This is a genomic window from Paenibacillus cymbidii (assembly GCF_004764705.1).
GTDB lineage: Bacteria > Bacillota > Bacilli > Paenibacillales > NBRC-103111 > Paenibacillus_AN > Paenibacillus_AN cymbidii.
Genome location: NZ_SHLX01000008.1, coordinates 200,952 through 226,523 on the forward strand (window position 1 = coordinate 200,952; position 25,572 = coordinate 226,523).

Genomic DNA, 25,572 nt, shown 5'->3' on the forward strand with positions numbered 1-25,572 from the left:
GACAACAGGCCGGAACGAGCTGATGCTCGTATCCGGCCTTATTGGCGTCTGCCTTATTCAATACAGCTTCGTTTCCGGTCCGTAGCTTTCGAGGTTTTCCTTCACCCGCTGCAGGAATCGCCCGCAAATCACGCCGTCAAGAATACGGTGGTCGAGCGACAGGCACATGTTGGCCATGGAACGAACCGCGATCATGTCCTGGATCACGACCGGCTTCTTGACGATCGATTCGAACGTGACGATCGCCGCTTGCGGGTAATTGATGATCGGATACGACAGAATCGAACCGAATGACCCCGTGTTGTTGACGGTAAACGTGCCGCCCTGCATATCGGCCAAACCGAGCTTGCCGGCGCGCGCCTTTTTGGTCATGGCGTCGATTTCGCCCGCCAGGCCGGCGATGTTGAGCTGGTCGGCCTTTTTGATGACGGGGCTGAGCACCGAATCTTCCGTGCCGACAAGCAGCGACAGGTTGATATCTTTTTTGACGATAATTTTGTCGACGGCCCATACCGAGTTCATGATCGGGTAATCCTTAATAGCATTAACGACCGCCTTGAGCACAAACGCCAAATACGTCAGATTGAAGCCTTCCTTGCGGATGAATTCGTCTTTCACCTTGTTGCGCAGCACGACAAGATTGGTCACATCGACCTCGATCATCGTCCAGGCGTGCGGAATTTCCGTCACGCTCTGGCGGGTGCGGCTTGCAATCGCGCCGCGTGTCGGCGTCACGTCGATGATGTATTCGCCGCGGCCTTCGATCGTATGGTCCTTGGTGACGACTTGCGGGATCGCCGGCTCCTGCGACAAATGCAAGCCGGTCGTACGAACCGGAGCGCGCAGCGTCTCCGCCTGTGTCGGCATCGGCATCGTCTTCGGCGCGGCGATAGTCGGCGCCGCCGGGGCGCCCGCTGCCGGCACGCCGCGCTCGATGGCGTCAAGCACGTCCTTGCGCGTGATGCGGCCGCCCAGGCCGCTGCCGGACAGCTGCCGCAAATCGAGCCCGTGCTCGCCGGCCAGCTTCAGCACGGCCGGCGAATACCGCGCCGCCAGCGGCTCTTCCGCGCTTGCAACGACTGCGGGAGCGGCCGCCTCGACGGATGCCGCCTGCGGCGCCGCTCCGGCAAGCTCGGCGCCGGGCTCGCGGATGATGCAGATCGCTTCGCCGACTTCGGCGGTGCCGCCTTCCGCAACGAGCAGCTCGACGATCGTGCCTTCCACCGGGGACGGCATATCGGTGTTCACTTTGTCCGTAATCAGCTCGCAGAGGACGTCGTATTGCTCGACGTAGTCGCCCGGCTGTTTCAGCCATTTGCCGATCTGGGCCGATACGAGCGTCTCCGCCAGATGGGGGACCGTCACTTCCGTGCCGGATGAAGCCAATTTCTGATTCATGGAATTCCTCCTGATCGGGCAACCGGCCGATTACCGCGCGCCGGGTTAAATTTGCGCCAGCTTGCGCATGGATTCCTTCGCCTTCATGACATTAGGCATAAAAAACTTTTCCGTCGTCGGGCTCATGCCGACCGCGGGCACGTCCAGTCCGGCCAACCGCATGATCGGCGCGTCCAGTTCGTAGAACAGTTGCTCGGCGATAATGGCCGCCACTTCGCCGCCAATGCCGCCGGTTTTGTTGTCTTCGTGGATGATCAGCACCTTGCCCGTCGCCGCCGCGGCTTCCAGAATCGCCTCGACGTCCAGCGGCTGAAGCGTGCGCAGGTCGAGCACGTAGGTGCTGATGCCTTCCTCCTGCTCCAGCTCGGCCGCCGCTTTCATCGCGTGATGCACGGTAATGCCGTAAGTAATAACCGTAATGTCCGTTCCCGTGCGGCAAACGTTCGCCTTGCCGATCGGCACGATGAAGTCGTCGTCCGGCACCTCGTCGGTAATCGACAGATAACATTTCTTATGTTCGAAAAACAATACCGGATCCTGGTCGCGAATGGCAGCTTTCATCAGCCCTTTGGCATCGTACGGCGTCGCCGGCGCCACAAGCTTCAGGCCCGGCGTGCCGAAAAACACCGACTCCGGACATTGCGAGTGGTAGAGCGCTCCGCCGCCCGTCGCGCCGTAAGGAGCGCGGATTACGATGGGACAGCTCCAATCGCCGTTCGAGCGGTAATGGATTTTGGCCGCTTCGCTGATAATCTGGTTCGTCGCCGGAAAAATGAAATCGGCGAACTGCATTTCCGCCACCGGACGCATGCCGTGCATCGCCGCGCCGATGGCGACGCCGGCGATCGCCGATTCCGCAAGCGGGGTATCGAGCACGCGATCTTCGCCGAACATGTCGCGCAGCCCCTTCGTCGCATTGTTGACGCCGCCCTTGCCGACGTCCTCGCCGAGCACAAAGACGCTCTCGTCGCGCTGCATCTCTTCCTGCATCGCCGACCGGATCGCTTCCAAGTATGTGATGACCGCCATGACTTACGCCCCCCCTACCGGCTGCGCATACACGTGAAGCAGCGTATCTTCCGGCTTCGGATACGGCGCCTTGTCGGCGTCGTTCGTCGCCTTGCTGATCGCCTGCTTCAATTGCTCGTGCAGCTCCGCATCCTGCTCTTCGCTCCAGATGCCGCATTCGATCAAGTAGCGCTTGAACCGCGGCACGCCATCCTTCTCCCGGTTCATGTCCACTTCTTCCTTCGTCCGGTACAGCATGTCGTTGTCTGCCGTCGAATGCGGCGACAGCCGATACATCATCGCCTCGATCAGCGTCGGCCCTTCGCCGGCCAGCGCGCGTTCGCGCGCTTCCTTGACGACGCGGTACACTTCCAGCGCGTCGTTGCCGTCGACGCGGACGCCGGCGAAGCCGTAGCCGATCGCCCGGTCGACAACGCGTCCGGCGACTTGCTTGTGCACCGGCACCGAAATCGCGTATTGGTTATTTTCGCACATGAGAATGACCGGAAGCTTGTGCACCCCGGCAAAATTGCAGCCTTCGTGGAAGTCTCCCTGGTTGCTCGACCCTTCGCCGAACGTCACGAACGCCACTTTGTCGTGTTCGCCGCGCATGCGGGCGGCAAGCGCAAAGCCTACCGCGTGCGGCACCTGCGTCGTCACGGGACTCGAGCCGGTGACGATGCCAAGCCGCTTGCAGCCGAAATGGCCGGGCATCTGGCGGCCGCCGCTGTTCGGATCCGCCGCCTTGGTGAAAACGGATAAAAACAGCTCGTACAACGTCATGCCCATGGTGAGAACGACTCCGTAGTCGCGGTAATACGGAAGCAAGTAATCCTTATTTTTGCGCAGCGCAAACGCCGCGGCAACCTGGCCGGTTTCCTGGCCGATGCCGGATACGTGGAAGGCGATTTTGCCCGCCCGCTGCAGGAGCAGGCAGCGCTCGTCGAACTTGCGCGCCGTCAGCATGTTCGTATACATTGCAATCGCCTGTTCGTCGGTCAGCCCCAGCTCGCGGTGTTTCGTCAATTGGCCAATGGACATGAAGATTACCTCCTTCAATACGAAAGATCGGGCAAGCGCAAGTCGAAACGGCGAGAAAATTATCACCTGGTACTAATACTTGACCTTATAAGTATATTATAATCGGTTTTTCGTATGAATACAATTTGCGAATTAGCCTTTGAACAACCTCTTTACAAATTGACGGAATGCCCGTCTATGGCCAGCAGCGCGTCGCCGAACGCTTCCGACAGCGACGGATGCGGGCGAATGACTTGCCCCGCTTCCCAGGGCGTTGCGTTCAGCAGCTGGGCAAGCGCCGCTTCCGAGATGAGATCGGTCGCGTGGGGCCCGATCATGTGAACGCCGACGATGTCGTTCGTTATGCGGTCGGCTACCACCTTCACGAAGCCCGCCGCTTCGCCGTATACTTGCGCCTTGCCGAGCGCGCTGAACGGGAAACGGCCGACGGCGACTTCCATCCCGCGTTCCTTCGCCTGCCGCTCCGTCCAGCCTACCGAAGCGATTTCCGGACGCGTGTAAATACAGCGCGGGATGCGATGCGCTGCCGCCGCTTGCGGCTTCTGTCCGGCGATATGCTCGGCGGCGACGATGCCTTCGTGGCCGGCGACATGCGCCAGCTGCAGCCCGCCGATGACGTCGCCGACGGCATAAATATGCGCTTCGGCCGTCTGCATATAGCCGTTTACTTTGATCGCGCCGTTCTCAACCACCACGTCGGTATTTTCCAATCCGATGCCTTCCACATTGGCCGCCCGGCCGATCGACACCAGCACGCGCTCCGCCTGCAGCGCGATCGTTTCTCCCCGGCGTTCCGCCTGCAGCGTGATGCCGGCACCGTCGGCCGCCGCCGTTTCCGGCAGCACTTTGACGCCGGTCAGCACGCGAATGCCGCGCTTGACCAGCACTTTTTCCAGTTCCTTGGACACGTCTTCGTCCTCCGTCGGCACGAGCCGGTCGGCGTATTCGGCCACCGTCACCTTCACGCCGAAGTCGCCCAGCATCGACGCCCATTCCACCCCGATGACGCCGCCGCCGATAATGAGGATCGATTCCGGCAGCTGCTCCATGGCGAGCGCTTCATCGCTCGTCATGATGCGTTCGTCCTCGAACGGAATGCCTTGCAGCTGGCGCGGACGCGACCCGGTAGCGATAATAAGCTGCTCCGGCACAAGCGTTTCCGATTCGCCGTCCGCCAGCTCCACGGCCACCGACCCGCTGCGCGGCGCAAAAATCGAAGGCGCAATGATCCGGCCGTTGCCGCTGATTACCTCAATGCGATGCTTCTTCATCAAATACTGCACGCCTTTGTGCAGCTTGTCGACGATGCCCGTCTTCCGCTGCTGCACGCGATCGAACTGCAGCGAAACGCCGGTTGCGGCGATGCCGTATTGCTCGCTTGCCTTCATTTGCGCGAACAGCTCGGCGCTGCGCAGCAGCGCTTTGCTCGGGATGCAGCCGCGGTGCAGGCAAGTGCCGCCCAGCTTGTCCCGTTCGACCAATGCAACGGATTTGCCGAGCTGCGAAGCGCGAATGGCGGCGATATAACCGCCCATGCCGCCGCCGAGCACAACGACGTCGTATGTTTTGTTCATGTGCGATTCCTCCTAATATAGGGTAATATAGGGAGTTTAGCTTGCTAAACTCTCTCTGCTTGCTTGCTAAACTCTCTCTGCTTCGGCGCAAATCTGATCCTATTGTACCTCGATTTCCCCATGAAAATATAGTAGCCGTCCGGTCCGGCAAGTTAGACAGATGAGCGCTTTCCCGTTAGAATAGGACAAGAGGCGAGCATTCGAACGAAGCAAGCCCGACTTTTGGGATGAGGTAGAGTAAGATGAAATCGACAAGCTCCCGCATTATTGCGGCATTGCTGCTCGTCATTCCCGGCGTGGCGGCAACTTACGGCTTCCTGGCGATGAAGGATGCCTTTTTCGCCCAGTTCGGCCCCGCCGAGAACAATCCCCACATGTTATGGGGCAAGTTCGCCGGCGGATTCGTGCTGTTCGCGATCGGCGTCGCCTTCATCGGCGGCTGGACGTTTTTTCGCGACCGCAAGCGCAATTACGTCGCACCGCGTTTCAAGGCGAAACGCAAGCCGGGCGGCAACGGCTGAAAAGCGGTTTTTCCTCGCCATACGAGCAAGTCATTCCTTCGGGGAATGACTTTTTTGCGTTTGGCGCACAATAATCGGGCCGCACCGACTTATTCGCCCGCCCATTGCCATCATGATTTTATCCCTGATTCCGGAGGAATCCTATGACCGAAACCAATCAGCACCAAATGCCGCTGCAGCACGCTGTCGATCATGCGCGAACCGCGGTCAAGCAAGTGATCGACGCTTCCGATGCGTTCCGCGAAGCCCGGCAAAGCGCCGATCCGCGCGACATTCAGCGCGCAACCCAGCAACTGCTCGACGCCAGACGGAACGCCGAAGAGGCGCAGTCGCAGCTGTTTGCGCAATCGCAAGGCGCCGGAGAAGCGCAAATCAGCCAAATGGCCGAACAGCTGGGCAACGCAATCGAAACGTCCTGGCCGGAATGAACAACAACGTCCTCGCTCCCGAATAAGGGGCAAGGACGTTGTTTTGGCGTTTCAGGGCCTGACGTTCTTCCACCCCGTGCGGTACAGCGCGATGCAAACAAACAGCCACGCCGCTCCTCCCGCATAACCCGCGATCACATCCGTGGCGTAATGCACCTGCAAATACACCCGCGAAGCTCCGATCAGCAGCACAAGCAATACGGCGGCGGCATACACGGCGGCTCTGCTTTTGACATGGATGCCGACTGTATAAGCCAGCATGCCGTAGAAAGCCAGCGACACCATCGCATGGCCGCTCGGGAAGCTGTACCCGTCGGCGGCGGCCAAATGCTCCCATGCCGGGCGCGATCGCTGCACGATCGCTTTGATCGTTTCGTTCAGCAGCTTGGCGCCGACAAGCGCCGCGACAATGGTGAGCGTTTCGCGGTAAAAGCGGTACCGGAACAGCATGACGGCGGCAACGATCAGGCAGATCGGCACCATGCCGGCAGCCGAGCCGAACGTGGTAATGACGACGAATGCCGTCGTCAACGTATCGTTCGCCATACGGTCGAACCATTCCGAGACGCGCACGTCGAACGTGATCAGCGCCGCTGCGTCAAACCAAATTCCCAGCGCCGCGCACCCGACGGCAAACGCCGCAGCGGCAACAAGCAGCGGAAGCCGGCGTTTCATGAGCCATTCCTTTCTGCCGCGGCGTTCGCCTGTGCATATCCGAAGCCTATGTAGCAACGCTCCTGCTCCATCCGATCGTTCCTTTCCTTCCGACGATAGCCGGCTCAGCGCAAATTGTTCGGCTGCTGAGGCGGCACTACCGGCTGCGTTTCCTGCATATGTTCGTCGGGCTGCGGCGGCCGGGTCGTCTGCATTTGCTGCTGCCTGCGCTGCGCCTCCACTTCCTGTTTGGCTTGTTGGCGCGCCTTCTTCAGCTCTCTCAGCTTCATCTTGTCCCGTCTTCTGCTTCGCACCAGCATATTGATCAGGCCGCTCAGGGCGATAATCAAACCGACAAAGGTGATAAACGCGCAAATGCCGAGCCGCAGCATGCCGTCCCATTCTTCAATTTCATTGTTCGGGTAAGAAAAATAACGGAAAATGCCAACCGCCATCAAGGCAAGCCCGAATATCATCGTTTTCATGCCAGTGTCCACCTCGAATCAAATCGGCAAAAAGCCGTTTTTGGCCGCTTTCGTCTTGCATTCCCGGCACAGGCCGACTACCTTGCCGCCGGGATCGGCGTAAAACGCGACTTTGTCGGTTTTGCGGCCGCAATGCGAGCAACGCGTCGTTTTGCCGCGCTGCTTCTTCATGGACATCACATTGCCGCCGCGCGCGCGCCTGCCGGCAAGAAGCGTCCGGGCCGCAAGCGCCAGCGCCAGGGCGGCGACAACAACGGCCACTCCCCAGATCCACCCCATAGTATCCCCTCGAAACCGTCATGCTGACTTGCCCTTGGACCAATCGCTCCCATCGTAACATAATTAATGCCGCCGCGTCATCTGTCGCATGTTTCCGACCAGGGCAATCGCTTACGAATGGTTACGATTCACCGTCACCCTGCTCTTGAGACACGATTCCATGAGATAGCGGAAGGAGATTCCGCTATTGCTCCAAAGTTGGCTGTTGAGCACCGGGTAGCGGAAAGAGGTTCCGTTATTCCTCCAACGTTGGCCTTCCAACACGCCTTAGTGGAAGTCGGTTCCGCTATTGCGCCAAGGTGTCTTTGAGGCCCTGGACTATGGCTCGCTGTGAATCGTAACGATACCTTTTCAGGAAGCTGGGGGACGTTCCGTACATCATTGGGATCCAAGCCGCAAATGTTCAGCTTCACACCGGTCATGTCCAGCGTCTCGTGCAGGGTGTTTTCAATCCTCCGGTGACTGGCGTACCTGCAAGAGTGGCTCGGCGGTTGACCCTTTTCACTGTGAATGAAATAGCTGGCTTCAATCGATTGGGCTCCCGTTGTCCCGCGGCTTGCAACGGAGCTTTCGCTTGGGGAGCACTTCGTGTTCCCTGTAATCCGCCATGTCTTCTCGCATCGTTTTTATCGTTGACTTGCAGGACATAGTCGGCCCCTTGTTCGATGATCGTGGCTGCAATCTCTTTTTGAGTGCGCATCGCATCAATCGTGACGATACTTCTTTTGAGATCGAGCAGGTGTGATCAACGGCAACTCCCCTTGTCTTTTTCCAGCTTGGGTTTACTTTCGTAAGCGATTGCCCTGTGTTTCCGAAGCGGCGGCGGCACAATACGGGGATCGGCCGCTTGTTTTTTGAAAACGCATGAAAATCGCACTTTTCTAATGTTGTCAAAAGGTGTAGAATAAAGCCGAAGGTTTGAAGCCCGATCGCACAAGCGCTGCCGCTGTCATTTTCTATCAAGTTTCCTCCTGTCTTTCGCGTGGAAGAGTTGGTTTCGTCCAGCTACTATGTGAAAAATGTTACAAACTTCCGGGAAATGGCACCTTCGCAGAGGCTGGACCAATTGGACGGCAACCGGCACTACTTCCATTGTAAAGGAGGATTTTTTCCCATGTCTGTCACAACCGCACCGGAACAAACGGCTATTCAAGCCGCGGGACAACAACCGCTTGACGTGCTTGATCAGCTGATGAAGCCGGAAATTCAACAATCGCTTACCGTGCTGGTCGATTCGCTCCCCAAGCTGGCCGAGCTCGTCGGCGTCCTGACGAAAGCGTACGACTTCGCCCAAAGCGTCGCCACCGACAAGGTGCTGCTGAACGATTTCTCCCAAGGCATCGGCGAATTCGTCAAACCGATCCAGGACAAGGCAAAATCCATCGCCTCCGCCGCCATTGAAGCGGGCGAACGTTCGAACGAGGAGGCCGCGGCGCCGATCGGCTTGTTCGGCATGCTCAAAATGCTGAAAGATCCGGAAGTGCAGCGGACACTTCGCTTCGCGCAATCGTTCTTGCACATACTTGCGGAACGCAAACAACAAGGATAGAAAGAGGATGGTCATGAAACAAGTTGTCATTTTGGGCGGCGGATACGGCGGCGTGCTGGCGGCGCAAACGGCGCGCAAACATTTGTCGAGCTCCGAGGCGAACATAACAATCGTCAACCGCTATCCGTCCCATCAAATTATCACCGAATTGCACCGGCTTGCCGGCGGCACGATCGAAGAGAAAGCCGTTGCGCTGCCGCTTAAGAAGCTGGTCGGCGCAATCGACGTCAACGTCGTCGTCGACACCGTCACCGCAATCAAGCCGGACGACAAACAAGTCGTGCTGGAAAGCGGTTCGGTATTCCGATATGACGCACTTGTCGTTGCGCTTGGCAGCGAAACGAATTATTTTGGCATTCCCGGGCTGGAAGAAAACAGCCTCGTGCTGAAATCGGCGGCAGACGCGAACCGCATCCGCCAGCACGTGGAAGAGCGGCTTGACGCTTATAAAGCATCGGGCAACACAGCCGATGCGACGATTGTTGTCGGCGGCGGCGGCTTGACCGGCGTCGAGCTTGTCGGCGAATTCGTCGACAAACTGCCGGACGTGTGCCGCAAGAAAGGCATCAACTTTGCGGATTTGACGATTTATTGCGTCGAAGCGGGTCCGTCGATCATTCCGATGTTCCCGAAAGTGCTGATCGAACGGGCGATGGAAAGCCTCTCGAAGCGCGGCGTCATCTTCCTGACCGGGGTCGCCATTACGGAAGCGACGGCGAATACCGTTTCGCTGAAGAGCGGTCAAACGCTGGAATCGAACACCATCATCTGGACCGGCGGCGTCAAAGGCCATCCGATCGTCGGCGGCTGCGGCATCGCCGAAGATCGCGGACGTGCGACGGTAACATCGTCGCTGCAATCGACGTCGCACCCGGACGTATTCGTCGCCGGCGACTGCGCGGTCGTCTTCCCGGAAGGCGGCGACCGGCCATTCCCGCCAACCGCTCAACTCGCCTGGCAAATGGGCGAAACGATCGGCGTCAACCTTGCCGCTCTGTTCCGCGGCGGCGCGATGGAGAAGTTTTCGCCGGTATTCTCCGGCACGCTTGCCAGCCTGGGCCGCAAGGACGGCATCGGCTTCATCGGCGGCAACAACACCCAGCTGAAAGGCTGGCCGGCATCGATGATGAAAGAAGCGAGCAACGTGCGCTATTTGTCCCATGTTCACGGCCTGTTTTCGCTGGCTTATTAGAATTCCCGGTCATTCGGCCAACAAACGAAGGCGCTCTTCCGTGAAGGAAGGGCGCCTTCGTTTGCTTGACAGGCACAACATGCTGCACGGACCACAACCGCAGATCAGGGCTGCCGCCCTTCCGCCAGCGCGGCGACGGCTTTGTCGATGCGGCGCTGCCGCGTTTCCGGCGTTTTCGCCTCTTCGACGGACAAGACGATCCGCCTCCGGTTGCTGTACGACAATCCGTCGAAGTACGATTTTGCCGCCGAATCGGTTGCCAGCGCCCGGGTCAGATCGTCCGGCACGTCCAGCTCGCGCGGCGCCAGGTCGAGTTCGACGTCAACCTCGATTTCGTCTCCCGCCGCTACCCCCGCCTTCGTCCGGTGTTCGGCGCTAAGCGGAAGCATGAACCGGCCGCCCATCGACGCAATCGTGCTCCGATACGAGTAGGAGCCGATCGTGACGACGACTGCCGGCTTTTTGCCGGAGCCGAGCGCGGCCACGATTTCATCCGGCACCCCGATGCCGGTGGCGGTTTTGCCGCCCAGTTCGATGATTGCGGTGAATTTCATTCTCATACCCCTCCTCCAGTCAACGTCATAACCAATTATTGGGCTTCCCATCAGAAATCCGGATTTTACGCCCCATCACGTCCATGATACGGTGATTGCAAACAATCCGCAATCGTGGAGGAACAACGACATGCTGCTCTCCCGCCTGCTGCCTCGCGCGGCTTCGATGCACCCGGAACGCCCCGCCATCCAAAGTGTTCACGGCATGCTTACTTACAAACAATTGCTGCACCGCGTCAACTGCATCGCCGCCGGCTTCGCCGGCCTTGGCGTTCGTCCGGGCGACCGGATCGCCCTGCTCGGCGACCCTTCCGCGGAGCTTGTCGCTGCCGAACTGGCGGCCGCTGCCGTCGGCGCCATCCCGTTCGCTTTATTTCCCGGCTTGACCGATCATGAGTTGAATGCCATTGTGCAGGACGCCGCCCCGGCGGTCGTCGTTTACGATGCCGGCCACGCCAACGCCGCCGCTTTTACCGCCAAGCTGCAGGGGATGCTTCTCGTCGCCTGCCGCGACACCGACCGGGCCGCGCCCTTATTGCTGGAGCGGTTCGTCGAAGACAACCCGCCCTTGTCCGATTGGCACGATGGCGATCCCGACGACATCGCGCTGCTTATTTACACCGGCGGCACTACGGGCCGCTCGAAAGGCGTCATGCACACGCACCGCAGCATACGCAGCTGGTCGTTCCTGAATCCGGACCATGGCGGCGGCCACCGCCCGGACAAAAAAACGCTCTTGGCCAACATGGCCCACCTCACCGGTCAAATGATGCTTTGGCTGACGCTGTTTGAAGGCGGATGCCTCATCATCGCGGATAAGTATCCGCTGCAATTCGAACAAGTGATGGCCATTGTCGAACGGGAGAAGTTGGTTTCGCTTGGTACGGTTGGGCTGATGTTCAAGGATATAGCGGAAACGAGCTTGCGCGAGCGACGGCCGTTGCCGTCGCTGCGGGCGATCACCTGCGGCGGCGCACCGATCCGCGAGCAAACGCTGCGCAAGGCGCAAGAGGCGTTTCCGCACGCCACGATGATCGAGGTATACGCGCAAACCGAAAGCGGGCAATTCATCAGTTTCCTGAATCTGACGCAAACGCTCAACGAAGGAAAGCTGCATCGGCTGCACTCCGTCGGCAACCCGACGCATGTGGCCTATTGGGGGCAAAAGCCGTTCGAGGTGCGAATCGTCGACGAAGACGGCCGCGAGCTGGCTGCCGGGGAAACGGGCGAAATCGTATGCCGGGGCGAGGCGATGATGCGAGGCTACTGGAACAATCCGGCGGAGACCGAGCGAACGATCCGGAGCGGTTGGCTGCACACCGGAGACATGGGGAGGTTCGACGAAGACGGCTACCTGTATGTGGTAGATCGCAAAAAAGACATGATCATCGTCGGCGCTTCCAATGTGTACAGCTCGGAGGTCGAAGCCGTTGCAGGCCGTCATCCGTCAATCGCCGAAATCGCCGTCGTCGGCATGCCGCGCGAGGAGGAAGGCGAGGAGATTGCTGCAATCGTTGCGCTTCGCGACTGCACGGAGCTCACCCTCGATCAGCTGCGGGCGTTTTGCCGCCAGTTGCTGGCCGAATACAAGCTGCCCACCCGGCTGCACATCGCCAGCGCGCTCCCGCGCACGGCCGTCGGCAAGCCGGACAAAGCGGCGCTCCGCAAGACGCTGCGGAGCGAGTCGGCACGGCGAAATAACCAGTGAAAACTGGCTTATTCGCTCTTTTTTAGGCAGCTCAGCTCAAATAGCCGGCGAAAACACTGGTTATTTGGGCCAAATCACTCCAAAATCGAACTTTTCACAGAAATAGCCAGTGAAATCGCTGGCTATTTCTTCAAGACAGCCCTATTTTAATGGAATAGCCAATGAAACATGGCCTATTTCGTAGTGAAGCGCACGCCGCCGACTTTACCGGCCCGCCGCTTCGCGATCGCCCGCCAGCAGCCGTTCCATCGCCTCCGCCGCAACCGGACGGCCGAGCAGGAAACCTTGCACGCGGTCGCAGCGCAGCTGCCTGAGCACGGCCAACTCCTCCTCCGTCTCCACCCCTTCGGCAATCACCTGCAGGCGCAAGCCATGCGCCAGATCGGTGACGGCCCGGACGATCGCTTCGTTCTCCGGATCGTTGTGAATGCCTTCGATGAAACATTTGTCGATCTTGACGATGTCGATCGGAAACCGTTTCAGATAGCTCAGCGCGGAATGCCCTTTCCCGAAATCGTCGATCGCCACGTCAACGCCGATCGCTTTTAATTCCTGCAGCATGATCCGAATCGATTCGACCTGGTACATGCTGATCGTTTCGGTAATTTCCAGGCACAACCATTGCGGCTCGAGCCCGGTCTGGCGCAGCACGTCGCGAATCTGGTCCGCCAGATTGCGCTGCTGAAACTGAATGGCCGACAGGTTGACCGACACTTTGACCGGCCGGCAGCCGGCAGCCTGCCACGCCTTGTTCTGCCCGCATACCTGGCGCAGCACCCAATCGCCGATTTCGACAATCAGCCCGGTTTCTTCGGCCAGAGGAATGAATTCCGCCGGCGAAATCAAACCAAGCTCGGGATGCTTCCAGCGCAGCAGCGCCTCCATCCCGACGATCGTTCCGGTGTGTATGTCCATCTGCGGCTGGTAATACATGTGCAGCTGATCCTTCGCCATCGCATCGCGCAGCGCGCGCTCCAGCTCCATGCGCCGTTTCAGTTGGTCGTTCATATGCGGCGCATACAGCTGGAACTTGTCGTTGCGCCGGTTCTTGGCATGATACATGGCCAAATCGGCATGCTGAATGAGCGTTTCCGGGTCGTCGCCGTCTTCCGGATAAACGCTGACGCCGATGCTCGCCGTGGCAAAATGCGTATGCGGCCCAAACGTAAACGGCGCGTCGAACTGTTCGAAAATATGCTTCACGACATGAATCGCGTCCTGGGCAGCCGAGATGTGCGGCAGCACGATGATGAATTCGTCGCCGCCCAGTCTGGCGACCATGTCGTTTTTGCGCACGCACGATTTCAGCCGCTTCGCCGCTTGCTGCAGCAACTGGTCGCCGTAGGCGTGCCCGAGCGAATCGTTGATGAATTTGAAATTGTCGAGATCGATGAACAGCAGCGCCACGCGCTGGCGCTGGCGGCCGGCGAACTGCAGCGCCTGCTGCAGCCGCTCGCGAAACAACGTCCGATTCGGCAATTCGGTGAGCGGATCGTAGAGGGCCAAATACTTCAGGTGCTCCTCCGACTTTTTCCGCTCCGTGATGTCCGTAAACATCCCGACATAATTGGAGATGCGCCCGTTTTCTTCGCGCACGGCGTTAATGCTGAGCCATTCCGCATAGATGTCGCCATTTTTGCGTCGATTCCAGATTTCCCCCTGCCAACAGCCGGTAGCGTGAATCGCGGCCCACATGTCGACATAGAACGCGGCATCCTGCATGCCGGAATGCAAGATGCGCGGCGATCGCCCGACCACTTCCTCGAGCGTATAGCCGGTTGTCGCCGTAAAGGCCGGGTTGACCGAAAGGATGCGGCCGTTCGTATCGGTAATCATAATGCCTTCGCTGGCGCTTTCGAACAGACGGGCATACAGCCGCAAGTCGATGTCGGCCTGTTTGCGTTCTGTCATGTCTGTGAAGATGCCGACATAGTGGCGGATCGCTCCGCCCTCGTCGCGAACGGTGCTGATCGACAGCTTCTGCGGATAAAGGTCGCCGTTTTTGCGCCGGTTCCAAATCTCGCCTTCCCAGTAGCCAGCCGCGTGAACGGCCGCCCACAAATCGACGTAAAACTGCGCTTGCTGCACGTCCGATTTCAGCAGATTCGGATTGCGCCCGACCGCTTCCTCCTCCGAATACCCGGTAATTCGCGAAAAGGCCGGGTTGACGGAGACGATGCGGCCGCCCGGGTCGGTAATCATGATGCCTTCCGCGGCGCTATGCAGCACGCGGGCAAACATGCGCAGCTTCTCTTCCGCCTCCTGCTTCCCGGGCGTCGGACGTGCCCAAGCCTCCCTGCTGCTGCGATTCCATCGGCGTTTCATACCGCTCGCTCCCCATCCGCAAGTTCGTTCTATTCGATAGCAAACACTTTGGTCAGCCGTGTGAGCTCAAACAACTTTTTTACCTCGCCCTGCAACCCTTTGATCGTCACCCCGCCGCCGGCTTGCAGCGCCCGCTTCTGCACGGCGACCAGCACTCCGAGGCCGGAGCTGTCGATGTAGTCGACATCGAACAGATGAAACACGAACTCGTTGTACCCCTGCTCCAGATAACGAAACAACTTCTCCCGGATGACAGTCGCTTCGTCCACGTAAATTTTGCCTTTCAACGCAACGATCACAAGGCCGCCCTCGATCTGCACATGGTGAATCATGCTACGCTCCCCCTTCTCCAGTGCGAAACCATTCCACCCTCAGCTTCAGTTCCGCCGCGCGGATACTGAGCTGTTCCGTGCTGTCCGCCACATGCTGCATGGAGACGGAAGTCATTTCCGTAGCGGCCGACACATCCTGCGCGCTGGCGGCGGCAATTTCGATAAACGTGGCAAGCTCGTTGATCAGCCCGACGATTTTGTCCGAAGTCGCCACCTCGTCGTTCGTCACGTGTACGATCCCGCTCACTTCCCCAACCGTGCTGCCGACGGCGCCGGCGATCCGCTCCAGCGCGTCGCCCGCCTTGGCGACCGCGGCCGTGCCCGCTTCGACCTCCGTCCGGCTCTGGACGGCGGCCGCCGCCGTCGCCTGCGTCGATTGCCGGATCTTGGCCAGCAGCGCCTCCACCTGGCTCGCCCCATGATCGGCTTGCGCGGCGAGCTTCCTTACTTCCATCGCCACTACGGCGAAGCCTTTGCCGGCATCGCCCGCCCGCGCCGCCTCGATCGCTGCGTTCAGCGACAGCAAATTCGTTTGCGCGGCGATTTCGGTAATCGTCGCGGCGATCGAACCGATCGCTTCCGAATAATCGTTCAAGCCTGCGAGCAATTGCTCCGTTTCGACGGCGCTTCGTTTGATCCGCTCCATTCTGGCGATGGCGTCCGTGACGATCGCCTGCCCTTCCGCCGCGGTTTGCAACGTCGTATGGGAGCTCGATTCGGCGGTTTTCGCTTTTTTCTTGGCGATCTGGATCAGCGAGGACAGCTCGAGCAGCGCTTTCGACGCGTCGACGATCGCCGCGTTGCCGCGCTCCGCGTCGGCTGCCAGTTGCTGGGCGTTGCGGGCCACGTCCGTCATCGCTTCGTTCACATGACCGGCCGACGTTTCCATCGCGCGCGTAGCCGTCGCCACCTCGTCCGACGTTGCCGCAACCGACTTGACGATTGTCGACAAGCCGTCCACCATCGTGTTGAAGCTGCCGGACAGCTGCCCGATTTCGTCCTTGCCCCGGGTCGCCAGCTTCTCCACCCCCAGATCGCCGGCCGCCACTTGCATCGCCAGATGATTCAACCGATGCAGCGGACCGACCATGCGCCGGATAAGGAGATAAGCGACAAGCGCCGCGATCAGCGGGAACACGCCGCCGGTTTGCAGTGTAAAGCGCAGCATATGCCAAGTCCGATCCTTGATGACGGATGCGTCGAAATCGATCGCCATAACGCCGACAATCGCCTTGCTCGGGTCGTGATCCTCAAAGATCGGGGCATAACCCGTCTTGCGTTCCGCGCCGCCGAACGTATAGATGCCGGAATAGGTAGGGTGCTTCATCGCCACCAGCATGTCCATCGCTTCGCGGTCGATCCTGAACGTGTCTCCCGCACGGAAGCCTTGCTCTGCAAGCCGCTTGTCCACGGCTAACAGCTTGCCGTCCGTCGTCATGACGGACGCGTTCTTGAAAATCGGCTTGTGATCGATGATCCAATCGATGTCACGCTCGATTTCGCCGCGTTTCGCGTCGATCCCGGCGGCCAATTGGGCAATGTCGGACGGGGAAACGAGGCCGCTCGTAATGCTGGCGCACCCGATCAGTTCCTCGCCGGCCGCCTGGTCAATCTGCTTGAAATTGACCCGGAAACCGATCGCCACGAGCGATGCGACGCTGAAAAAAACAACGGCGATGGCCAAAATCGTAATTTTCCCGACGATGCCAAGCTTCCAGTTCATTCGCCCAATCCTTTCTGACGGCCAACGACCGGCTGAACCGCAAAGTACGACGCCATATCGGGCAGATCGGGCATATGCCGGGGATGCCGGTCGGTTGCCATATTTTTTACCAGCAGCACTTCGTTTCCCTGGCGATTGTATGTGACGCGGTCCAGCACCGCGCACATGATCCGCAAGCCCCGCCCCGACTCCTGCCACAGTTCCTGCTCCGTCGGAAACTCGCGCGCCAGGCCGGCCACCCGGCAGTTGCCGGCGAATCCGCAGCCGCCATCCTTGACCCGCATAATGAGCCGTTTGCCGTTCATCACCCGGATGGTAATGTCGACCCGGTCGCCTTGCCGGAAGGCGTTGTTGACCGCTTCGTTGAGCGCCGCCTCCACCTGAACCGGTTCCCGCAGCAGCGCATGCAGCCAATCGCCGATGCAGTGCCGCACCTGCTTATATCCTTCCCTGCCGTAACATTGGAAGTGAATGCCGTTCATTCGTATCCCCGCCTCTTCTGTCCGAAGTCCTCTTGTTCGGTCACATGCACGCACAGCGCGGTTGCGTCGTCCTTGATCCTGCCGCCGGCCAGCGCGCGCAATTCCTGCATGGTGGTCTCGAAATCGGTCCATCGTGCGAACATCGTATCGCCCAGCATTTCCATCAATCCGTCCGACATGAAAAAGAAGCCGGCCGCTCCGGACAGCGGCAGCCGATGCTCTTCGTAACCCGCTTGTTCGCTCATGCCGATGAACGGTCCCGCCACCTCCATAAGCCGCATCGTTCCGCCCGACAACAGGAGGAAACGGTTGATGCCGCCCGAGGCGTAAACGAACCGGTCCCGGTGAAAATCAAGCTCGAAGCAGATCGCAGCGGCAAACGTATCCTGGTGAAAATAACGGACCGCCTCGCGGTTGATCCAGACCAGCTTGTCCCGCAAGCAGCCGGAGATCGCCTCCGCTTGGCGGAACAACGCGTGCAGCAGCGGGATTTGCAGCGCCGTCGCCAGCCCGTGCCCCATCAGATCGACGACGTATCCGAACAGCACGCCGCTGTCGGGATGCCATATGTAATCGAACATATCGCCGCTCACATACTGAGCCGGCCGGTAGATCGAGCGGATCGCAAAGCGCTCGTTCGTCCTGTCTTCGCGAATGAACCTGCGCTGCAGCTCGCCGGTCAGCTGCACGTCTTTCCGTATTTTTTCGCGTTCGGTAATGTCCTTCAGGAAAGCAATGTAATGAATAATTCGCCCCTGGCGGTCTTTGACGGCAACGATCGTCATTTCCTGCAAGTAAGGTTCGCCGGACTTGCGCCGGTTCCAGATCTCCCCTTGCCATTGTCCCCGCTCCGTCACCTCGGACCACATCGTCTCGTAGAACGGCTTGCCGTGAACGCCGGATTGCAGCATACGCGGGTTGCGGCCGATCGCCTCCTGCTGCGAATAACCGGTTATCGACGCAAAGGCCGGATTAACCGATTCGATCGTTCCTTCCGCGTCCGTCATGACGAAGCCTTCCGCCATATGCCGGAACAGCTCGTCGATCAGCTCGCGCCTGACGCCGGCGATCAGCCGGTCCGCCCATTCGCTGCCGGCCAGAAGCCGCAGCGAATCGATGCTGGTTGCGCCATCCATTACGGCCACCTCGCGAGCTGGGATTATGTACCGCTGCATTCGTTTGTTTTGTTATCGTTCCTTATTATGGTTCATCGGGTCGGTTCCCGCTGTGACATATGTCACAATGGGCGAAGGAATGGAAGCCGCGGAAGCGGATTCGTGGAAACGATTTCAACAAAAGGCGGAGGCTGCACACATACTCTCACGTCCTCATCGTTCTGCCGGGAGCAAAATAGGCCATGAAAAATGGCTTATTGCCCCCGTTTTGGAGGACTCATCCCAATTAGCCAGCGAAAACACTGGCTATTTGAACGAAATGGCCCCAATCCGGGCAGTTCGACACGAATAGCCAGTGAAATCACTGGCTATTGGATGGCTACAGCCCGTTTCAGACCAAATAGGTCATAAATCATGGCCTATTTCGCAATCTCTTCCTGTTCCGGCGCGGCAAACGGTTCGGCTTACGGCTCCATATGGCCGGGTGCATGGCGTTCGGCGAGCGATCGGGCGAAGTAGTCGTCCAGTAGCTCGAGGCCGAACTCGGCGACGATGTCGGCCGCCGTAAACGAAGCCGATTCGCTGGCGATCATGACGCAGCCGAGAAAACCGGGATCGTGGATTGTCACTTCCGGACCGTATTTGCGTTTGATGGCGGGGAACCGCGCGCCGTTCTCGTCGATATGGACGATCGCATAATCCAGATTGATTCGCGCCGTTACGAAAGGATAATAGTTCGTGCTGTGCGCCGCCACTTCGCCGAGCGGCGTGACGATCGTACAAGGCAGCCCGGCAATCGCCCCGGCAAAATACGAGCGGCACGAATAAGCCCAATATTGCTGCATAAGACCGCCGTGATACATGGAAGGAAACACGATCAAATCCGGCTTCGCCCGGACATACTGTTCGCGCAGCTCGTCGAAGTTGAGATCGAAGCAGATGGCGGCGGCGACGCTGCCGAAGTCGCAGGCGAACAGCAGCGCGCTTTTGCCGTAACGGATGCCGCCTTTATGGTATTCGTTCGGCACGAGATGATTTTTGTGATAAGCGCCCATCGGAAGGCCGGCCCGGTCAAGCAGCTGCATCGCGTTGCGCAAGCTGCCGTCCTCCGCTTCGGTATGGGCCGGATAAGTGATGTAGCAGCGATGCTCGCGGGCGATGCCGCCGAGAAAATCGCGGAACCGGTCCCCCCGCGCCCGGTAATAAGCAAGCTGCTCGTCTACCGGATACAGCGCTTGGTTCGGCCGGTCGCACGCTTCCGGCAGCACGACCAGATCGGGCCGATCGGGCAGCACCTGCTCCAGCTGCCGGCGCCAATGCGCCATCATCAGCGCCAGCGCCTCTTCCGCCGGCGTGCCCGCTGCGATGTCGAGCGGTTGCGGTCCCAGACAGCCGACCGTTATATAACGTGCCACTTCGACTCCTCCTCAAGGTGAAAATAAACAGCATGCCGACCGGCCCGACAACAGTAAAATACGGCTCGCACGCAATCGTTTGTTTTGAACCTTCGCTTCAGGCGAGAAGCTTCAATTCTTCCTCCCTGACTTCACCTTTCATCGGCTTCCCTGCGAGAAACGCTTCCAGATCGTCGAGAATCGACCTTGCGACGCGCTGCAGCCCATTGTTGACGGAACCGGCGATGTGCGGGGTCAACACGACGTTCGGCAGCGAACGAAACCGATGGTCTGCAGCCGGCGGCTCGTGTTCGGTTACGTCCAGGCAAGCGAAGAAGCGGCCTCGTTCCAGCTCCTTCACGAACGCGGCTTCGTCGATCACCGCACCGCGGGCGGTGTTGATCAGGATGCAATCGTCCTTCATCCGCCTGAAGCTCGATTCGTTGAACATATGCTTCGTCTCCGGCAGCGACGGCACGTGAATCGAAATCACGTCGCTTGTTGCCAGCAGCTCCTCGAATGTCACCTTGGCCGCTCCCATCGCGCCGGCTTTCTCCGCCGTCACGAACGGGTCGTACAGAACCGTTTCGACGTCGAATTGCTGCAGCAGCTTGATGTAGTGCGAGCCGGCCATGCCGGCGCCAACGACGCCGATGCGAACGCCGTACAGCTCCCTGACCGCAGCTACCGGTCCCCAGTTCCCTTGCCTGCTGGCCTGGCCGAGCCGCCACATATCCTTGAGCGACGCGATCGTCATGCCGAGCGCCGTTTCCGCCACCCCTCTGCCGAGCGCCGCCGTGGCATTCGTCACGCGGATGCCGCGCTCCCACATCGCCGGGGTGCAGATCGGCTTGACGGTGCCGGCGGCATGCAGCACGAGGCGCAGCTGCGGCGCCCTGTCGAGCACATCCGCGCCGAGCGGCGATACGCCCCACGACGTAATGGCGATATCGGCGCCTTCGATCGTTTGCCCCAGCTGCTCCTCCGTTTGCCAGCCGCTCGTTTCGTTGACGGCCACTTCCCCCCACTTGCCAAGCTCCTCCAGATGGGCGGGTGTAAAAATGCGCTGCAGTTGGTCTTTCCCTTGCAAACAAGCAATCTTCATCGGCTGACTCCTCTCTTTGATGCGGCGAACATCCTGAGTATCCGGTACTATTTAACCTTAATTAAACCAGCTTAATTGCAAGGCAGGTTTTTATTTTGAAAACGTCATTTTTGGTATACTTTAGATTATAAATTCGAATGTGCTTTACCGTCAAACACTTTTTTTGCCAAAAAAAGACTGTCGGCCCGCAGAAAACGATAGCGAACCGATGACATTGGCGCAACATTGCCCTATAATAAAGAACAAAACTATACCAGACTACATCCCGGCTTGTACATATCGTGTGATTAGGACTATTGGAGGCTTACGCAGCGATGAAACCAAAGCGAACTACTTCGCGCAACCGATTGGAAGAAATGATTCGGACCTTGCGCGGCGACATTGCCGCCGGCCGTTATGCCGAAGGGGATTTCCTGCCTTCGGAACTGGAACTGTGTGAACAGCACAGCCTGAGCAAAAATACGGTGCGCAAAGGACTAGACGTGCTTGTCCAGGAAGGCAGCATCGAAAAGGTGCCGCGCATTGGCGCCAAAGTCGTCGGCAGCCGGCAAACGTTGCCCCGGGCGGCAGTGACGCTGCGTTTCGGCTACTATTCGTCGCTTGTCCATGAGACCGACATTTTGCGGCTGGTCGACCGGTTCAACGAGACTCATGACGAGATCCGCGTGCAGCCGATCCCGGTGTCGTTCCCCCGCTCCGAGCAGCTTGTCGAGCAATATTTGCGCGAAGATATTTTCGACGTGCTGACCGTCAACCTGTACGACTACGAATTCATGAAGGGGCTGCTGGAGCCTTTCGAGCCGTTCGAGGAAGCGTACGATTTTCTGAACGAGCCGTTTATCGCCAGCAACAAGCAGCATGTGCTGCCTTTCGTGTTTACGCCGGTCATTCTTTGCTACAACAAGGACCATTTCCGCGAGCGCAACGTGCCGGAGCCGCATAGCGGCTGGACGTGGGACGACTTGTGCGAAGCCGGGCGCAAGCTGGCGGCGGGCAAGGAACGGCTCGGCTTTTATTTCCACCTGATGTCGGAAAACCGCTGGCCGATTTTTCTGCTGCAGAACGACGTGCGGTTCGAACGGAACGCGGACGGCAAGCTCGAGCTGAACGACCTCAAGATGAAGAGCGCCGCCGAAGCTTGCATGCGCATCGTGAATGACCAGTTCCCGTCTTACCTGTCGCAGAACGACTCGGATGCGATGTCGCTGTTCCTTAACCAGAAGACGTCGATTGTGATGGCGACTTACTCGTTCCTGAACGCGCTGCGCGCGGCGGAATTCGAATACGATCTTGCCCCGCTGCCGCATCTGGAGCATTCGCGCACGATGCTCGTCATCATCGGACTCGCCGTCAACAAACGCTCCGGCCAGAAGGCCGCCGCCAAAACGTTCGTCGACTTCCTGATGTCCTACGAGACGCAGCTGTACGTCCGGCAGCAAACGCTCAGTTTGCCCAGCGTCAAGCGGGCGGCCGAATGGACGGGCCCGGAAGTCGTGAAGCGCCCGTACCGGTTCCATATGTACCGGGAGATTGCGCATACGTTCCGGCGTTACTCCGACCTTCGGCTCACCGCAAACGAGCTGCGGGCGCTCGGCGACGAGCTGCGCTACTATTGGTCGCAGCTGGAGAGCCTCGATTCGATCCTCGAGCGAATCGAGCACAAGCTGTAGCGGCGCTGGAGAGAGTGTCACCTTACGCTTCACCATACCTCATCATTCGGACGGATTGAAATAGGCCATGAAAAGTGGCTTATTTGCTCCATTTCGCCCACTTCGTCGAAAATAACCAGTGAAAACACTGGTTATTTGGATCAAATGCCGGAAACATACGGCGCGGAACTGCCGCCGGCAGAAACCTCTAACCAAAGCGGTGAAGCGACATATGCTGGAGTAAGTCGTCATCGCTTTGGAGGGAACGGAATTGACAAACAAAGTAGCCGTCATCGTGATTCACGGGCTGGGCAGCCAGAAGGAAAATTTCGCTGACAACTTTATCCGCCTGCTGGCCGATCAATATGCCGCCGTATCGGGCGTCGGCGACCCGCTTTCGCATTGGGCCGTCAAACCGGTGTATTGGGCGCAGGTGCTGGAGGAGAACGAAGACCGGTTCAAATACAAGCTGAACCCTTATTTCCTTCGCTATAACGCCTTGCGGGACATCGTCATTCACTATTTGGCCGATGCCGTCGCTTACCAGCCGCTGGAGACGAACAATCAAATTTACCGCGATGTCCATGGCAAAATAAGCGACGCCCTGCACGAATTGGCCGGCGAAACCGGCGACAACGCCCCGCTCTGCGTCGTTTCGCATAGCCTTGGAACCGTTATCGCCAGCAATTACTTTTACGACCGGCAATTTTCGGACGGTTGGCAGCCGGCGATCCATAATCCGCAATCGCCGCTGGAGCGCGGCGATACGCTGACATCGTTTTATTCGGTCGGCACGACATTGCCGCTCTGGAGCATGCGCTACCGCGATTTCGACAAGCCGGTTCATGTGCCGGCCGATGCGATGCGCGCCTCCGACCCGAATGTGTACGGGGAATGGATCAACTTTTACGATCCGGACGACATTCTCGGCTACCCGCTGCGCTGCATCGACGACGCTTACGCGGCGGCCGTAAAGGAGGACATACCGGTCAACGTCGGCGGCTGGCTGCGGAACTGGAACCCGTTGTGTCACGGCGGTTATTTGGCCGACCGCCACGTGGTCGCCCGCATCGCCGAAGGGCTGCATCACACCTGGCAATCGATCGGTCGGCGGTGACGGCATCTTTCGCTTTTAACCCGGCTGCGGGGTCGTGACTGCTCCCGCCAAAAGCAAAAAGCCGCATACGATAGCGGCTTCCGTGCCTGTACTGCCTAAAAAGCGCCGCGTCCGCCGCCTCCGCCGCCAGCGCCGCCGCCGGAAGAAAACGTGCCGCCGGAGGAGTCTCCCGAAGAACGGTCGGATTGGTTCGCCGAAGCGACTGACTTTTCGAACGACTCGGTCCAGTACTCGTAGTGAGCGTAAAATAAACTGTCGAACATATATCGCTCCGTCGTTTCCCCGCGTATTTTCACCCGGGTGGCGGCGACCATCCGTTTCGCTTCCCCGAGCGGAATGGCGTAAACGAACTCCCGCCCCTGCTCGTGAACGGCCAACGGTTCCTGCGTCGCCACCGCGCTGTCACGGCGCAAGTAACGCTGGAACGCTTTCCATTTGGCATATTCGGTCTGCCCTCTCCTTGTCCTTCGCTTGCTCTTCGGGATGAAGGCAAACAGCGGGAGCGCGCAAAACATCAGCCACCGCCATGCTTCCGGAGCCACGAACCAGAAGCCGAAAAACTCGGCGATTGCGGCAAGGATCACCAGCCGGGGCAGCCAGGTTTGATTTTCGACATACTCCAGCCGGTTGGCGGCTTGTCCGACTTCATTCTGCCACTTCGCCCAACGCTTCCTGAATTCGTCCGCGGAATAACGCGCATGGTGGCGAATGCCGGCAAGCGTTACTTTCCCGTCGCGTCCGACTTCCCCGAACAACCAGTCGATCAGCATCGTTTCGTGCGGCTGCAGCCCCTCCGTGCTTCGGTCCGGTAGCCGGAAGACGTAATTGTTTTCGTTCCGCGCCGCGCCGCGGTTGACCTGCCGCATCTCCACCTGCTGTTTTCTCACCAGATCGACCAGCGTGGCCATCAAGTCCCGCGGTTTGACGCGGAATTCCATCAGGTAGGCGACAACGGCGGGCGTCACGTCGGCGGGAATCTCACGATCGCCGTTGCCGACCCAGTCCGGCTTGAACGTGCGGCCGAACTTCGCATAAATCCCGAACGCCAGATTGACAACCAACAGCGCCAGAGCGCCATAAACGCTGGCCGTTCCATCGTCGTCGTCGGCGGCAGCCGCATCCTGTTCCTCCTGCCTGATCGCTTCGAGCATCGCTTCGTCGCTTCTTTTGCCGCTGCCGGGCACGGCGGAATCGGGGAATAAAATCCGCACTTCCAGAAGTTCTCCGGCAGGCAACGGAGTAACCTGATACCGCACAGTGCCGTTGTTTGCGATCTCGACCGCTCCCTGGCCAGGACCGTGCCCGTACGCCTCGATCTCGTCCTGCCCCACGCCGTCGGGAAGATCGACCGCAAGCGTCACCGTCTCCAGTTCGCTTGCGTTCGCCTCGTCAAAAAACTTCCAGTACAACTCCGCGGTGTCCGCGTAAACTTGCACCACATTGTGGACCGTATAGGTGAATCGGAATACTTTCGACTCGTCCTCCGACTGGCTGTACACCTTGTACTGAAGCTTGTCGCCGTCGCCGGACAGCTCGGAACGAAGCGGAATTTCTTGTTGCAAGGTAACGTCGAACGCCTGAAAATCAACGATGCCGTCCGACTTCGACCGGTTCAGATCGACGACAATGCCATTGAATGCTCCGGCAAAATGGTAAGTATCCTCCTCGGCAACATGCATGTCGCCATTGCTGTCGATGCGGGCATGAATGTCCGCCTGGCCAATCCGGTACGAACGTTCGGCGGCATGGGCGGGTTGGGCGAACAGAGGCAGGAGGAGCACAAAAAGCAAAACGACGATTCGGGTTGCCGAAGCCATGGACGGTAATTCCTCTCCGGTGCGATATGATGGGCGCTGTATCGCCTCACATGCCATTGCGGGGCAAATGTATCGGATGCAGTCGTATCCAGCATAGCGTGTTTCGGCAAATTTTTCTATAT

Annotated in this window: 23 protein-coding genes; 7 read left to right on the forward strand and 16 right to left on the reverse strand. The window is 59.1% G+C overall.

The annotated features are described in order from the left end of the window. Positions 1–57: 57 nt before the first annotated feature. The 4 genes from EXY20_RS13380 to lpdA all read right to left on the reverse strand — a co-directional run bounded on the left by EXY20_RS13380 (position 58) and on the right by lpdA (position 5,021). Complete coding sequence (locus EXY20_RS13380) at positions 58–1,398, reverse strand: dihydrolipoamide acetyltransferase family protein (RefSeq protein ID WP_135551765.1); 1,341 nt, start codon at positions 1,396–1,398, stop codon at positions 58–60. A gap of 45 nt (positions 1,399–1,443) precedes the next feature. Beyond that, positions 1,444–2,427, reverse strand: a complete 984-nt coding sequence (locus EXY20_RS13385) for an alpha-ketoacid dehydrogenase subunit beta (protein ID WP_135551767.1) — start codon at positions 2,425–2,427, stop codon at positions 1,444–1,446. Positions 2,428–2,430: 3 nt separating this feature from the next. Next, positions 2,431–3,447, reverse strand: a complete 1,017-nt coding sequence (locus EXY20_RS13390; protein ID WP_135551769.1) for a thiamine pyrophosphate-dependent dehydrogenase E1 component subunit alpha — start codon at positions 3,445–3,447, stop codon at positions 2,431–2,433. Between the two features lie 152 nt (positions 3,448–3,599). After that, entirely contained in the window at positions 3,600–5,021 is a 1,422-nt protein-coding gene (gene lpdA / locus EXY20_RS13395) for a dihydrolipoyl dehydrogenase (protein WP_135551771.1), read from the reverse strand. Positions 5,022–5,263: 242 nt separating this feature from the next. On the opposite strand from lpdA, the gene EXY20_RS13400 reads away from it, so the two are divergent. Together EXY20_RS13400 and EXY20_RS13405 are read left to right on the forward strand one after the other, a co-directional pair. Further along, complete coding sequence (locus EXY20_RS13400) at positions 5,264–5,542, forward strand: DUF2627 domain-containing protein (RefSeq protein WP_135551773.1); 279 nt, start codon at positions 5,264–5,266, stop codon at positions 5,540–5,542. A gap of 143 nt (positions 5,543–5,685) precedes the next feature. Next, entirely contained in the window at positions 5,686–5,970 is a 285-nt protein-coding gene (locus EXY20_RS13405) for a hypothetical protein (protein ID WP_135551775.1), read from the forward strand. A 51-nt stretch (positions 5,971–6,021) separates the two neighbouring features. Here the strand turns inward: EXY20_RS13405 and EXY20_RS38895 are convergent, their stop codons facing one another. From EXY20_RS38895 to EXY20_RS13415, 3 genes are all read right to left on the reverse strand, one after another. Next, the gene (locus EXY20_RS38895) at positions 6,022–6,645 is read right to left on the reverse strand and encodes a phosphatase PAP2 family protein (protein WP_167859205.1); all 624 of its coding nucleotides are present in this window, start codon (positions 6,643–6,645) and stop codon (positions 6,022–6,024) included. Between the two features lie 104 nt (positions 6,646–6,749). Next, on the reverse strand, positions 6,750–7,109 hold the full coding sequence (locus EXY20_RS38900; protein WP_167859206.1) for a hypothetical protein: 360 nt from the start codon (positions 7,107–7,109) through the stop codon (positions 6,750–6,752). A gap of 18 nt (positions 7,110–7,127) precedes the next feature. After that, entirely contained in the window at positions 7,128–7,388 is a 261-nt protein-coding gene (locus EXY20_RS13415) for a hypothetical protein (RefSeq protein WP_135551779.1), read from the reverse strand. Between the two features lie 1,114 nt (positions 7,389–8,502). Between EXY20_RS13415 and EXY20_RS13425 the strand changes: the two genes are divergently transcribed. Next, positions 8,503–8,937, forward strand: coding sequence for a DUF1641 domain-containing protein (locus tag EXY20_RS13425; protein WP_135551781.1), 435 nt, complete (start codon positions 8,503–8,505; stop codon positions 8,935–8,937). A gap of 13 nt (positions 8,938–8,950) precedes the next feature. Beyond that, positions 8,951–10,129, forward strand: coding sequence for an NAD(P)/FAD-dependent oxidoreductase (locus tag EXY20_RS13430; protein ID WP_407944914.1), 1,179 nt, complete (start codon positions 8,951–8,953; stop codon positions 10,127–10,129). Positions 10,130–10,233: 104 nt separating this feature from the next. Here the strand turns inward: EXY20_RS13430 and EXY20_RS13435 are convergent, their stop codons facing one another. Next, positions 10,234–10,683, reverse strand: coding sequence for a YdeI/OmpD-associated family protein (locus EXY20_RS13435; protein WP_135551785.1), 450 nt, complete (start codon positions 10,681–10,683; stop codon positions 10,234–10,236). 130 nt (positions 10,684–10,813) lie between these two features. Here EXY20_RS13435 and EXY20_RS13440 point away from each other — a divergent pair, with 130 nt between their 5' ends. Beyond that, on the forward strand, positions 10,814–12,391 hold the full coding sequence (locus tag EXY20_RS13440) for a class I adenylate-forming enzyme family protein (RefSeq protein ID WP_135551787.1): 1,578 nt from the start codon (positions 10,814–10,816) through the stop codon (positions 12,389–12,391). A 204-nt stretch (positions 12,392–12,595) separates the two neighbouring features. Here the strand turns inward: EXY20_RS13440 and EXY20_RS13445 are convergent, their stop codons facing one another. From EXY20_RS13445 to EXY20_RS13475, 7 genes are all read right to left on the reverse strand, one after another. After that, the gene (locus tag EXY20_RS13445; RefSeq protein WP_135551789.1) at positions 12,596–14,716 is read right to left on the reverse strand and encodes a bifunctional diguanylate cyclase/phosphodiesterase; all 2,121 of its coding nucleotides are present in this window, start codon (positions 14,714–14,716) and stop codon (positions 12,596–12,598) included. 29 nt (positions 14,717–14,745) lie between these two features. Next, positions 14,746–15,048, reverse strand: a complete 303-nt coding sequence (locus tag EXY20_RS13450) for an STAS domain-containing protein (RefSeq protein ID WP_135551792.1) — start codon at positions 15,046–15,048, stop codon at positions 14,746–14,748. Position 15,049: 1 nt separating this feature from the next. Next, the gene (locus tag EXY20_RS13455; RefSeq protein ID WP_135551794.1) at positions 15,050–16,771 is read right to left on the reverse strand and encodes a methyl-accepting chemotaxis protein; all 1,722 of its coding nucleotides are present in this window, start codon (positions 16,769–16,771) and stop codon (positions 15,050–15,052) included. Then, the gene (locus EXY20_RS13460) at positions 16,768–17,253 is read right to left on the reverse strand and encodes an ATP-binding protein (RefSeq protein ID WP_167859207.1); all 486 of its coding nucleotides are present in this window, start codon (positions 17,251–17,253) and stop codon (positions 16,768–16,770) included. Before EXY20_RS13460 ends, EXY20_RS13455 begins: the two co-directional genes overlap by 4 nt. Next, positions 17,250–18,389, reverse strand: coding sequence for a PP2C family protein-serine/threonine phosphatase (locus EXY20_RS13465; RefSeq protein WP_167859208.1), 1,140 nt, complete (start codon positions 18,387–18,389; stop codon positions 17,250–17,252). The genes EXY20_RS13460 and EXY20_RS13465 overlap by 4 nt, the downstream gene beginning before the upstream one ends. Positions 18,390–18,832: 443 nt before the next feature. Beyond that, positions 18,833–19,783, reverse strand: coding sequence for a carbon-nitrogen hydrolase family protein (locus EXY20_RS13470; RefSeq protein WP_135551800.1), 951 nt, complete (start codon positions 19,781–19,783; stop codon positions 18,833–18,835). A gap of 97 nt (positions 19,784–19,880) precedes the next feature. After that, positions 19,881–20,867, reverse strand: coding sequence for a hydroxyacid dehydrogenase (locus EXY20_RS13475; protein ID WP_135551802.1), 987 nt, complete (start codon positions 20,865–20,867; stop codon positions 19,881–19,883). Positions 20,868–21,181: 314 nt separating this feature from the next. Between EXY20_RS13475 and EXY20_RS13480 the strand changes: the two genes are divergently transcribed. Together EXY20_RS13480 and EXY20_RS13485 are read left to right on the forward strand one after the other, a co-directional pair. Beyond that, positions 21,182–22,537 (forward strand): extracellular solute-binding protein, encoded by a 1,356-nt coding sequence (locus EXY20_RS13480; RefSeq protein ID WP_135551804.1) that lies wholly within the window; start codon positions 21,182–21,184, stop codon positions 22,535–22,537. Positions 22,538–22,787: 250 nt separating this feature from the next. Beyond that, positions 22,788–23,633 (forward strand): chemotaxis protein, encoded by an 846-nt coding sequence (locus tag EXY20_RS13485; RefSeq protein ID WP_135551806.1) that lies wholly within the window; start codon positions 22,788–22,790, stop codon positions 23,631–23,633. Positions 23,634–23,728: 95 nt separating this feature from the next. Here the strand turns inward: EXY20_RS13485 and EXY20_RS13490 are convergent, their stop codons facing one another. After that, positions 23,729–25,450, reverse strand: coding sequence for a DUF2207 domain-containing protein (locus EXY20_RS13490; protein WP_167859209.1), 1,722 nt, complete (start codon positions 25,448–25,450; stop codon positions 23,729–23,731). Positions 25,451–25,572 lie beyond the last annotated feature (122 nt).

What these genes read in the sequence shown, in the direction of transcription:
- EXY20_RS13460 (WP_167859207.1), bottom strand. Translation starts at nt 17,253, where the DNA reads ATGAACGGCATTCACTTCCAATGTTACGGCAGGGAAGGATATAAGCAG.
- EXY20_RS13490 (WP_167859209.1), bottom strand. Translation starts at nt 25,450, where the DNA reads ATGGCTTCGGCAACCCGAATCGTCGTTTTGCTTTTTGTGCTCCTCCTG.
- EXY20_RS13475 (WP_135551802.1), bottom strand. Translation starts at nt 20,867, where the DNA reads ATGAAGATTGCTTGTTTGCAAGGGAAAGACCAACTGCAGCGCATTTTT.
- EXY20_RS13440 (WP_135551787.1), top strand. Translation starts at nt 10,814, where the DNA reads ATGCTGCTCTCCCGCCTGCTGCCTCGCGCGGCTTCGATGCACCCGGAA.
- EXY20_RS13425 (WP_135551781.1), top strand. Translation starts at nt 8,503, where the DNA reads ATGTCTGTCACAACCGCACCGGAACAAACGGCTATTCAAGCCGCGGGA.
- EXY20_RS38895 (WP_167859205.1), bottom strand. Translation starts at nt 6,645, where the DNA reads ATGAAACGCCGGCTTCCGCTGCTTGTTGCCGCTGCGGCGTTTGCCGTC.
- EXY20_RS13445 (WP_135551789.1), bottom strand. Translation starts at nt 14,716, where the DNA reads ATGAAACGCCGATGGAATCGCAGCAGCAGGGAGGCTTGGGCACGTCCG.
- EXY20_RS38900 (WP_167859206.1), bottom strand. Translation starts at nt 7,109, where the DNA reads ATGAAAACGATGATATTCGGGCTTGCCTTGATGGCGGTTGGCATTTTC.
- EXY20_RS13405 (WP_135551775.1), top strand. Translation starts at nt 5,686, where the DNA reads ATGACCGAAACCAATCAGCACCAAATGCCGCTGCAGCACGCTGTCGAT.
- EXY20_RS13380 (WP_135551765.1), bottom strand. Translation starts at nt 1,398, where the DNA reads ATGAATCAGAAATTGGCTTCATCCGGCACGGAAGTGACGGTCCCCCAT.
- EXY20_RS13435 (WP_135551785.1), bottom strand. Translation starts at nt 10,683, where the DNA reads ATGAAATTCACCGCAATCATCGAACTGGGCGGCAAAACCGCCACCGGC.
- lpdA (WP_135551771.1), bottom strand. Translation starts at nt 5,021, where the DNA reads ATGAACAAAACATACGACGTCGTTGTGCTCGGCGGCGGCATGGGCGGT.
- EXY20_RS13385 (WP_135551767.1), bottom strand. Translation starts at nt 2,427, where the DNA reads ATGGCGGTCATCACATACTTGGAAGCGATCCGGTCGGCGATGCAGGAA.
- EXY20_RS13450 (WP_135551792.1), bottom strand. Translation starts at nt 15,048, where the DNA reads ATGATTCACCATGTGCAGATCGAGGGCGGCCTTGTGATCGTTGCGTTG.
- EXY20_RS13390 (WP_135551769.1), bottom strand. Translation starts at nt 3,447, where the DNA reads ATGTCCATTGGCCAATTGACGAAACACCGCGAGCTGGGGCTGACCGAC.
- EXY20_RS13480 (WP_135551804.1), top strand. Translation starts at nt 21,182, where the DNA reads ATGAAACCAAAGCGAACTACTTCGCGCAACCGATTGGAAGAAATGATT.
- EXY20_RS13415 (WP_135551779.1), bottom strand. Translation starts at nt 7,388, where the DNA reads ATGGGGTGGATCTGGGGAGTGGCCGTTGTTGTCGCCGCCCTGGCGCTG.
- EXY20_RS13430 (WP_407944914.1), top strand. Translation starts at nt 8,951, where the DNA reads ATGAAACAAGTTGTCATTTTGGGCGGCGGATACGGCGGCGTGCTGGCG.
- EXY20_RS13455 (WP_135551794.1), bottom strand. Translation starts at nt 16,771, where the DNA reads ATGAACTGGAAGCTTGGCATCGTCGGGAAAATTACGATTTTGGCCATC.
- EXY20_RS13465 (WP_167859208.1), bottom strand. Translation starts at nt 18,389, where the DNA reads ATGGATGGCGCAACCAGCATCGATTCGCTGCGGCTTCTGGCCGGCAGC.
- EXY20_RS13400 (WP_135551773.1), top strand. Translation starts at nt 5,264, where the DNA reads ATGAAATCGACAAGCTCCCGCATTATTGCGGCATTGCTGCTCGTCATT.